The sequence below is a fragment of the Luteolibacter sp. genome, from assembly GCF_058122085.1.
Genome location: NZ_JBIKBQ010000177.1, coordinates 1 through 4,481 on the forward strand (window position 1 = coordinate 1; position 4,481 = coordinate 4,481).

Annotated in this window: 5 protein-coding genes; all 5 read right to left on the reverse strand. The window is 62.4% G+C overall.

Annotated features, from left to right (window positions below; all coding sequences use genetic code 11):
- Positions 1–1,282 (reverse strand): cryptochrome/photolyase family protein (locus AC4DF4_RS17930; protein WP_490049472.1); only part of this gene is annotated, 1,282 nt, incomplete at its 3' end.
- A 13-nt stretch (positions 1,283–1,295) separates the two neighbouring features.
- A complete protein-coding gene (locus tag AC4DF4_RS17935) occupies positions 1,296–1,451 on the reverse strand; it encodes a DUF2256 domain-containing protein (RefSeq protein ID WP_490049473.1) in 156 nt (51 codons plus the stop codon).
- Positions 1,448–2,320, reverse strand: a complete 873-nt coding sequence (locus AC4DF4_RS17940) for a TIGR03915 family putative DNA repair protein (protein WP_490049474.1) — start codon at positions 2,318–2,320, stop codon at positions 1,448–1,450. The genes AC4DF4_RS17935 and AC4DF4_RS17940 overlap by 4 nt, the downstream gene beginning before the upstream one ends.
- Positions 2,321–2,322: 2 nt before the next feature.
- Positions 2,323–3,609, reverse strand: coding sequence for a putative DNA modification/repair radical SAM protein (locus AC4DF4_RS17945; RefSeq protein ID WP_490049475.1), 1,287 nt, complete (start codon positions 3,607–3,609; stop codon positions 2,323–2,325).
- A 7-nt stretch (positions 3,610–3,616) separates the two neighbouring features.
- On the reverse strand, positions 3,617–4,312 hold the full coding sequence (locus tag AC4DF4_RS17950) for an SDR family NAD(P)-dependent oxidoreductase (RefSeq protein ID WP_490049476.1): 696 nt from the start codon (positions 4,310–4,312) through the stop codon (positions 3,617–3,619).
- Positions 4,313–4,481 lie beyond the last annotated feature (169 nt).

The following is a 4,481-nucleotide window of genomic DNA, read 5'->3' on the forward strand; positions in this document are numbered from 1 at the left end:
GGCCTTTCGGCTCGTCGGACATTTTCAAAATGTAGTTGGAGCCGGAGAGGTAGGGTTTGGTGGTGAAGGTGCCGCCGTCGGCAAACTGGGACATGCCATAGACGTTAGGGACCATCACCCAGTCGTACGAGTCCACGAACATCTCCATGAACCAGCGATAGACGTCGTCCGGCCGGATGCGGCAGAGCAGCATGAAATTCCCGAGCACCATCAGCCGCTCGATGTGGTGGCAGTAGCCGTCGTCCAGCAGTTGGCGGATCACGCGGTCCACGGGCGGGATGCCGGTGGTGGCGTCGTAGAACGAGCGGGGCAGGGGACGGTCGAAGTTCCAGAAATTGCCGTTGCGGATCTCCGTCCCGCGGTGCCGATAGATGCCGTGCATGAACTCACGCCAGCCGATGACCTGGCGGACGAAGCCTTCCAGCGAGTTCATGGGAACGGTCCCGGACCTGGCCATCACGCGGTCAATCACGTCCTGCGGATCAAGCAGGCCGACGTTGAGCGCCGGGGTGATGGCGGAGTGATAGAGAGTGGCGTGTCCGGTGGAGATCGCGTCTTCGTAGAGGCCGAAGTTTTCGAGGCGCTCGTCGATGAACCGGTCCAGCCAGGTTTCCGCGTCCTTGCGGGTGACGGGCCAGCGGAAGCGTTTCAAGGAGCCCGGGTGGTTTGGGAAATGTTTGGAAACATAGTCCGCAGCCTCGCGGGTGAAGGCATTGCCGGGGCAGCGCGGCTCCACGGGCGGGACATGTTTTTTCGGGAGTTTCGCGCGGTTTTCCGTATCGAAGGACCACTTGCCACCGGTGGGGGCGCCATCGCTTTCAATCAGGATTTCCATGCGCTTGCGCTGGGCTTCGTAGAACTTCGCCATGAACGGCTTCTTCTTCGATGCGATGTGTCTTGCCAGGAAATCGGGCGGGCTGAGGAAATTCGGGGAGGCGTGGACGACGACGGCCGCGCCGTGGTTTTCGGCGAGACGTTTCACCCGCCGCATCAGCACGTCGTCCGCCGGATCGGCGAGGTGGATTCTCTTGGTCCGCGCGGGCAGGCTGAGCTTGTCGAAGGCCTCGATGTATTGGACCGGGTGTCCATGCGTTTCGAGTTCGGTGGCGTAGGCCTTCATGGATGCGCGGTGCAGCATGAGCTTCTGCTGGTGCATCGCCGCGGGCCAGTGCGCGTCGTTGCCGAAGAACAACGGGTCCTCAATCAGATAGATGGCGCGGCCCTTCGCGATCGCCGGGTGGCTGGCGAAGAGTTGGTGGGGATAGATGAGGGTGATTTCCATGAATACCGGAGACTCAGGTTGTTTTGTGGGATGTCTTGTTCGTGCGGCAGCGGTCGCTGCAGAACTTCACGTCCTGCCAGACCCGCTCCCATTTTTTGCGCCAGGCGAACGGCCGGCCGCAGGACGCGCAGGTTTTCTCCGGCAGGTGTTGTTTCCTCACGCCTTTCATGGGGATTGCGGCTCTTCCCGCGCCGCCGCTTCATTCATTTTTCGCAGTGACTCGAGATAGGCGTTTTGTGGTGCGGGTTTGACCGGGCGCTCCTCGGTTTCGAGCATCGTTTGCACGCGCTTGCGACTGCCGGAAATGAGTTCGGCGATGAGTGAGGCTTCCGGCAGGTTTTTCCAATATTTCTTGGGCATCTCGGACTGCATCGCGTTCACCTTGAGCCGCGCGGGATTGAAGATACTGCGGTAATACGTGCGCCAGAGCTCATCGAGCGCGTCCTCATCAGGCGCGGCTTCCCGAGGCACGCCGGGGGTGAAAAACAACGAGCTGCCATCCCAGTGGGCGCATTCGTAAGGCGTGAGGATCGACCAGTCCATGCTGGCGAATCGTTTCTGGAAAAACGGCGAGGCGAGCCGCACGATGCGGTTTTCCGGCTCGAACCACGCGACGAATTGCTCGCGCCCGGTAGCCTCGTCCGTGCCGACGAGGCGGAATCTCACGAAGGCGTGCATCTTGTGAATGTCCCGGCCGATCGACTTGCACCATTGCTGGACCTGCCGGACATCGGGATCCGTGGGCATCATCAGTAGGTGTTTTTCCCCTCCGTGGGTGATGCGCCAGAGCAGCTGATAGAGAAGCCCCCAGCGCCGCGGATCAACGTGGGCGGAGGCGCTGCGCGCGATGTCGAGAAACGTCGCGGAAACCTTGGGCACCGGGCCGGGTGGCGAGGGGGCTTCATCCGTGGCGAAGAGCGGGGCTTCCCGGGTGTCATCGGACCACAGGATTTCACCGGGCGGCACGCGGCGTGAGAGCAAGTCCCTCGCGGCGTCCCGCCACGATTCAAACTGGGGCTGGATGAGGACGGTGCGCATGGTCAGATCTCGCCGGAGCGCACGGATTGGAAATCCTCGGGCGCGGGTTTGGGGGCGTCGAAGTCGAGTTCGAGTTGTTTCGGCGGCGGCAGGAAGCGCAGCCTCAGTGTATCGCTATCAAGTCCCAACAGAGTCGGGGTGTGGTCGGCGGCGATGATGAAGGGCAGGATCTTTTTCATCGAGAGCCGCAGCAGAACCAGATCGGCGAGGCGGAGGCGGGTGAAGCGACGGGCGTTGAGGATGCGCTCCGTATTTCTCACGCCGAGGCCGGGGATGCGCAGCAGTTGCTCGCGGGAGGCGCGGTTGACGTCGATGGGGAAAGACTCGCGGTTGCGCAGGGCCCAGGAGAGTTTGGGGTCGAGTGCGAGATCGAGATTCGGCGCGGCGGCGGTGGTGATTTCATCCACCTTGAAGCCGTAGAAGCGCAGCAGCCAATCCGCCTGATAGAGACGGTGCTCGCGCACGAGCGGCGGGGCCTTGATGGGCAGCAGCGACGAAGGTTCGGGGATGGGACTGAATCCGGAGTAATAGACGCGGCGGAGCTTGAAGCCGGTGTAAAGCGTGTCCGCGCGCCGCAGGATGACGGAGTCCGTGGAGTCATCCGCGCCAACGATCATCTGGGTGCTCTGGCCGGTGGCAAAGGGCGGCGGTTTGGGGGCTCCGGGCTTGGTTTTTTCGGCGAAGCGTTCGTCGATTTTGGTCCGGATGTGGGCCATCGCATCCTGGGTGCGGGCGAGGTTTTTCTCCGGAGCGAGCTTGGCGACGCTTTGCTCGGTGGGCAGCTCGATGTTGATGCTGATGCGGTCGGCGTAGCGTCCCGCCATTTCGATCAGGGCGGGCGAGGCTTCTGGGATGGTTTTCAGATGGATGTAGCCGCGGAAGTGATGATCCACGCGCAGCTTGCGGGCGACATCGATGACCATCTCCATCGTGTGGTCGGCGCTGCGGATGATGCCGCTGCTGAGGAAGAGGCCTTCGATGTAGTTGCGCTTGTAGAAATCGAGGGTGATTTTCACCACTTCCTCGGGGGTGAACCTTGCGCGCCGGACGTTGCTGGAGCGGCGGTTGATGCAGTAGTGACAATCGTAGATGCAGGTGTTCGTTAGAAGGACCTTGAGCAGGGAAACGCAGCGACCGTCCGGCGTGTAGGAGTGGCAAATGCCCGCGCCGCCGGTGGATCCGACACCCTGGCCGCCACGCGAGTCTTTGCGCGCGGCACCACTGCTGGCGCAGGAGGCGTCGTATTTCGCGGCGTCGGCGAGGATTTCGAGTTTTCGTTCAAGTTCCATGAAGCAGTTAAAAGGTGCGGATGGAGGAAAGTCCACCGTCTGGTCGGAGGACCTGTCCGGTCATGAACTTGGCGGCATCCGATAACAGGAATGCGACGAGTTTTGCGGTGTCCTCGGGGTCGCCGACCTGTTGGAGCGGGTGGCGTTTGGCGGCGGCTTCCTTTTTCACGTCGGAGTTTAACAGGTTTCCGGCGAGCGGGGTGTCGGTGAGCGAGGGGGCGATCGCGTTCACCCGGATGCGCGGTGCCAGCTCGGCGGCGAGTGACAGGACCAACCCTTCCACCGCGCCCTTGGCGGCGGCGATGGAGGCGTGGAAAGGGAGTCCCTGCGCGACGGCGACGGTGGAAAACAGCACCACCGAGGCGGAAGGCGCGGCTTTCAAGGCTGGCAGCGCGGCCTGGAGCGCGGCGACCGCGCCGAGGCAGTTGATCTGATAGTCATTGAGGAAATCCTCCGGTGTGAGCCGGTGGAACGGCTTGAGGGTGATGCTGCCTGGGAAATAGACGAGGCCGTCGAGCACCGGCGGCAGCTCGAGCGGCCCGGGCTTGAGCGCGTCGAAGGGCTGCACGGGAACGCCCGTTTCCTCCAGCGGTCCGGCGCTGCGGGCGGCGACGACAAGCGAATCTCCCTGCGCCTGCAACAAGCGCGCCGTGGCCAACCCGATCCCCGAGTTTCCGCCGATCAACAATATCGTTCGTGACATGGCCGAAGGTGGGCCGCGATTCCCACCGGTCAAGGGGGCGATCAATGAAGAACCTCGAAGTCACGGCGGATTTTTAGAAATCGGCAAAAATCTGGTTTTCAGCTGATTGAGCCAAATTACTGAATATGTTCTGCGCCTTCGGGCACAACTCGCGCATGGCCACATCCCG